The organism is Pseudomonas sp. HMWF021, assembly GCF_003061005.1.
GTDB lineage: Bacteria > Pseudomonadota > Gammaproteobacteria > Pseudomonadales > Pseudomonadaceae > Aquipseudomonas.
On sequence record NZ_QAIK01000155.1, the window covers coordinates 26,943 to 31,557 of the forward strand.

5 protein-coding genes are annotated in these 4,615 nt (G+C 62.3%); 2 read left to right on the plus strand and 3 right to left on the minus strand.

The window, feature by feature from the left end; translation table 11 throughout:
- Positions 1–12: 12 nt before the first annotated feature.
- Both DBR18_RS22180 and DBR18_RS22185 read right to left on the minus strand, forming a co-directional pair.
- The gene (locus tag DBR18_RS22180) at positions 13–2,256 is read right to left on the minus strand and encodes an ATP-binding protein (RefSeq protein WP_108591921.1); all 2,244 of its coding nucleotides are present in this window, start codon (positions 2,254–2,256) and stop codon (positions 13–15) included.
- Entirely contained in the window at positions 2,253–2,867 is a 615-nt protein-coding gene (locus DBR18_RS22185) for a biliverdin-producing heme oxygenase (RefSeq protein WP_108591922.1), read from the minus strand. Before DBR18_RS22185 ends, DBR18_RS22180 begins: the two co-directional genes overlap by 4 nt.
- Positions 2,868–3,142: 275 nt before the next feature.
- Here DBR18_RS22185 and DBR18_RS22190 point away from each other — a divergent pair, with 275 nt between their 5' ends.
- Complete coding sequence (locus DBR18_RS22190) at positions 3,143–3,763, plus strand: LysE family translocator (RefSeq protein WP_108591923.1); 621 nt, start codon at positions 3,143–3,145, stop codon at positions 3,761–3,763.
- Here DBR18_RS22190 and DBR18_RS22195 read toward each other — a convergent pair.
- Positions 3,760–4,173: a VOC family protein gene (locus tag DBR18_RS22195; protein WP_108591924.1), complete on the minus strand. Its 414-nt coding sequence runs from the start codon at positions 4,171–4,173 to the stop codon at positions 3,760–3,762. The genes DBR18_RS22190 and DBR18_RS22195 overlap by 4 nt on opposite strands.
- Before the next feature lie 176 nt (positions 4,174–4,349).
- On the opposite strand from DBR18_RS22195, the gene DBR18_RS29690 reads away from it, so the two are divergent.
- The coding region (locus tag DBR18_RS29690; RefSeq protein WP_305891543.1) for an Ada metal-binding domain-containing protein at positions 4,350–4,615 on the plus strand (266 nt) is incomplete at its 3' end.

The following is a 4,615-nucleotide window of genomic DNA, read 5'->3' on the forward strand; positions in this document are numbered from 1 at the left end:
ACCCGGCCGCTGTCACTCACCGACCGTCACCGGCACCGTAAAGCGAAACTCCGTGCCCTGCCCCGGTTCACTGCTGGCCTCGATCCGCCCGCCATGGGCTTCCACGATCCCCTGGGTAATGTACAGACCCAGGCCGGTTCCGGTCGGATTGCCCTCCTTCACCGTCCAGTACCGATCAAACACCCGCGCCAGGTTTTCCTTGGGAATGCCTTCACCGGTATCGCGCACGGTGAACACGATTTCGTTACCCACTGATTTCGCCAGTACATCCACAGAACCTTTGCGCGGGGTGAACTTGATCGCATTGCCGATCAGGTTCGACAGCACCTGAAACAGACGCTCGGGGTCGGCGTGGATTTTCAGGTCGGCGTCGGCTTCGAACGAGATGCTGATGTCTTTGTCCAGCGCCAGCGGCCCGAGCAGCGACTGGGTTTCCTCGAACATCTGCCCGACATCCAGGGTCTGCGGGGCGATGGTGTAGCGCCCGGCGTCGATCTTCGACGTATCGAGCAAATCTTCCAGCAGCGTGTTCATGCGTGCGGCCGCCTGCTGCATGGTGTCGATCGCCGTAGTGATGCGTCGCGAGGTGTGCGGGCCGTCGGAGCTGAAGGTCTTCTGCATCATGCCGCAGAGCATCGAAATCACGGTCATCGGATTGCGCAGGTCGTGGGACACCACCGCCACCAGCTCATCGCGGGCGCGCACCGCTTCCTGCTCGCGACGCACCTGCCGCGCCAGATCGTTTTCCAGCGCCGAGCGGCGCAGATCATTGGCGGCGAACCGATCGCCATGGCTCCATTTTCTGGAGATCCCGGCCATCTCGACTTTCCAGATTTCGAACGACGTTCGCGGACGCAGACGCAGGCCGGCGTCGGAGTTTTCCAGATCCAGCGGCTTGCGCGGATCACCGCTCCAGTTGATGTTCTCCTTGACCTCGGGGCGGAACCACAGCACGCCGTTGTCCACCGGTTTGGGCAGGCTCATGGCGAGCACACCGCTGGCCACTTGCTGAAACCGCGCGGCCGGCGGGTAGACGCTCGCCAGGTGATGGCTGGCGAATACCGGCTCGCCGGTTTCCTGCAACCATTTGTGCAGCGCGCGAATCTCTTCCGGCTCCGGGCAATTACCGTAACGGTGCAATTGCTTGTCTTCGATGATCGCAATGCCCCCGGCGCCGGCCAGCGCCATCAGCACCTGTGGCTGCTGCGCCAGACCGTCGAAAACGTTTTGCGGCGAGTCGATCATGGCCTGATTGAGCAGCGCCAGCGCCTCGACCTTTTCTTCACGCTGACGGCTGATGTCCAGCGACTCCATGGCGCTGATCTGCAACGACAGCACCTGGCCGATGGTCTGGCAGGCGCTGCGCAACTCATGCGGCACGTGCAATGGCTGACGGTTGCCACAGCTGATCAGGCCCCACAGCTTGTCGCCCTTGAGCAGCGAGATGCTCATGGACGACAGCACGCCCATGTTCTTCATGTACTGGCAATGAATCGGCGACACGCTGCGCAGCGTGGCGAAACTCAGGTCCAGCGGGGCCTGGGTGTCAGGACGCAGCTTGGGCACCAGCGGCACCGGTTGATAGTCGGCGTTGGGGATGATCCGCAGCCAGTTGGTGCGGTACAGCTCGCGCGCCTGTTCGGGAATGTCCGAGGCCGGGAAGAATAGACCGTTGAACACTTCCATCGAAGGGTCGGAGGCCTCGGCGATCACCTGGCCGTGGCCCTCTTCTTCGAAGCGGTAGATCAGCACCCGGTCGTAACCGGTCATCGCCTGGATTTCCTTGACGCTGATGTCGTACAGCGCCTGCAGCGAGGTGGCCGCTTGCAGACGCTGGAGCATGCGCCCCAGATGGGTCTGGTTGCCGGCAACGTTGCGCGGCTGGAAGTTCTCGACGTGGATTTCCAGTTCCAGAATCAGCACGCCCTGATGGCGGTGCAGCAGGCCTTCGAACGCGGTGCCGTTGAGCCGGAAATGCAACGGCCCGGCATCGGCAAAAACCGGTTGCTGCAACGCCTCGCTGACGGCCGCCGCGTGGTCGTCGCCAAGCAGAGTGCGTAGCGGCTGGCCGATCAGTTCCTCGGCCGGGCGCGCCAGCAGGGTCTCGACGTTGGCGCTGATCTGAATGATCTCCAGCGCCGGTTCGCTCAAGGTCAGCAACAGCCCGTGAGGCTGGATCGCTCCGGGAAAGCGGATCGGCTCGTCGGCGCAGTTGGCCAGCAGTTCTTCAAAGGCTTCTTTGTCTTGCGGGGTCATGCCAGTACCTCCCGGCTTTCGAGCCAGCGCTCGAAACAGCTGAATGTGGTTTGGGCCGCGGCAACGACGGCTTCGCGGTCGTGCGCATCGAGCGCCTGGCTGCCCAGGTATTCAATGAAATCGCGCCAGCGGCGGCCGGTGGCGGCGCCGTAGATATCGAGGAAAGCCGCGCCGTTATCGGCGTCCAGGCTTAACCGTGCGGCGATCTCGCGGCGCAGGATCTGCCCGCCCAGCGTCGCGCCTTCGAGCACGTACAGTACGCCCAGGCAGTCGGCGCTGGAGTTGATGACGGGCAAGGAACGGCACAGCGGCAGGCTGTCGATCGCCTCGCCCGGCAGGTGCATGGCTTGCAGGTCTGCACGCAGAACCGGCGCTTTGAGACGCGGCGTGAGATCGAAATCGGCAGGGATCGCGGCGCTGTCGAGCAAGGCGCGTTCAAGCGGCGCATAAAAGCCGTAATAAGCCTGCATCAAGCGCCCAAAGGCGTTTGTATCGAGCAGATCGGAGAAAAAGGGAAGGCGTTTTTCCAGTGCGATGTGCAGTTCGGCAGTGCCGGCTCGCAGATCTTGCAGCACCGGTGGCACATAAACTTCACGGGCCTTTGCTTGCATGTATATCGCTCTTGGTGGGGCCGCTTCGGGGCCATGCAGGGTGTTTGCAGCGCGGGACGATATTACACGGCAAACACCTTTTCTGACTTGGCGCACAGTTTTTTTCTGCGGACACCATCGCCTTCTGACCTGTCAGAGTTCAATCCGATCGAAAAAGTTCGACCCGATCGTTCAGCCTGCCCCGGTGCTGTACCGCGACAGCATCGCGTGACTGTACGGGTCGCCCGCTCCAGTGCCGTGATAAAAATGCGCATCCACGCATTCGGAGCGCCGCCATGGACCTCGCCACGCTTTCGCTGTTTCTTCCGGCCTGTTTCGCCCTGAACATGGCCCCCGGCCCGAATAACCTGCTGTCGGTCAGTAACGCCACCCGTTATGGCTACCGCCGTGCCTGCGCGGCCGGTGTCGGGCGCATTCTGGCGTTCGCCGGGATGATTGCCCTCGCCGGCGCAGGATTGTCGGTGGTGCTGCAGACCTCGGAATGGCTGTTCCATGCGATCAAGATCATCGGCGCGGCATACCTGTTGTACCTGGCCTGGCAACTGTGGCGCGCCAACCCCGAGGCCGAGCAGCACGTAGCGGCAGCGTCGGTGGGGTTCTGGCGACTGGCGCGACAGGAATTTCTGGTGGCGGCGGGCAATCCGAAAGCAATCCTGCTGTTTACCGCATTCCTGCCGCAATTCGTCGACCCGAACCGTCCGGTGCCGGCGCAGTTCGCCGTGCTCGGCGCGCTGTTCCTGCTGCTGGAGTGGATCGCCATCGGCGCCTACGCCTGGATGGGCCTGCACATGCGCCGCTGGTTCGCCGAGCCGCGTGGCAAACGGATCTTCAACCGTTGCTGCGCGGGGCTGTTATCGGCGGCGGCTTCGGTGCTGTTGATGGCGAAACGGGCTTAAGCCTCGGAGGGGCCTTTGAGCTCGACCTGATTGCCGTCCGGGTCGAAGCAGTACAGCGACAGGCCATAGCCTTCGGCGCCGAAACGTCTGGCGGCTTTTTCGACGGTCAGCCCGTGCGCCTGCAAGTGCTCGGTCAGCGCAGGTTCGTCGAAAGGCTCGATGCGCAGGCAGAAGTGATCGACGTTGCGCCGCTCGGCACCGGCCGCCCCGCCGCCCTTGCGTCCCAACTCACCTTGCAAGTCGACCAGGTCGATCATCGAGGTGCCGGCGCGCAGGTGCACCAGCCCCAATGGTTCGTTGTGCCTGACCACCTCGGCGCCAAACACCTGGCGGTAGAAATCGATACTGCGTTGCAGATCGGCAACGCGCAGCACGATGTGATCAATGTGTTGAACGATGAAAGGTGGCATAAAACTCCCTCAACTGTAGGAGCTGCCGAAGGCTGCGATCTTTTGCCTTTGATTTTAAGAAACAAGATCAAAAGATCGCAGCCTTCGGCAGCTCCTACACGGTAGTTCAGGGGTCTTGAAAATTCACTGTCGATTTTTCGGTGGAGCCATCGAGAATCTGGTTTTACTCTCAGGCCATGAACATACAAACCGCACTCCTGCCGCCCCACGCCGAGATGGTTCGCGCCATGCTCGAACGCGACACCGCTTACGAAGGGGTGTTCTTCACGGCTGTGAAAACCACCGGGATCTTCTGCCGCCCCAGCTGCACGGCGCGCAAACCGAAACCGGAAAACGTCGAATTCTTCGCCCATGCCGATGATTGCCTGTCGGCCGGTTACCGCGCCTGTTTGCGCTGCAAGCCACTGGACGCTGCCGCCATCGCCCCCGACTGGGTCCAGCG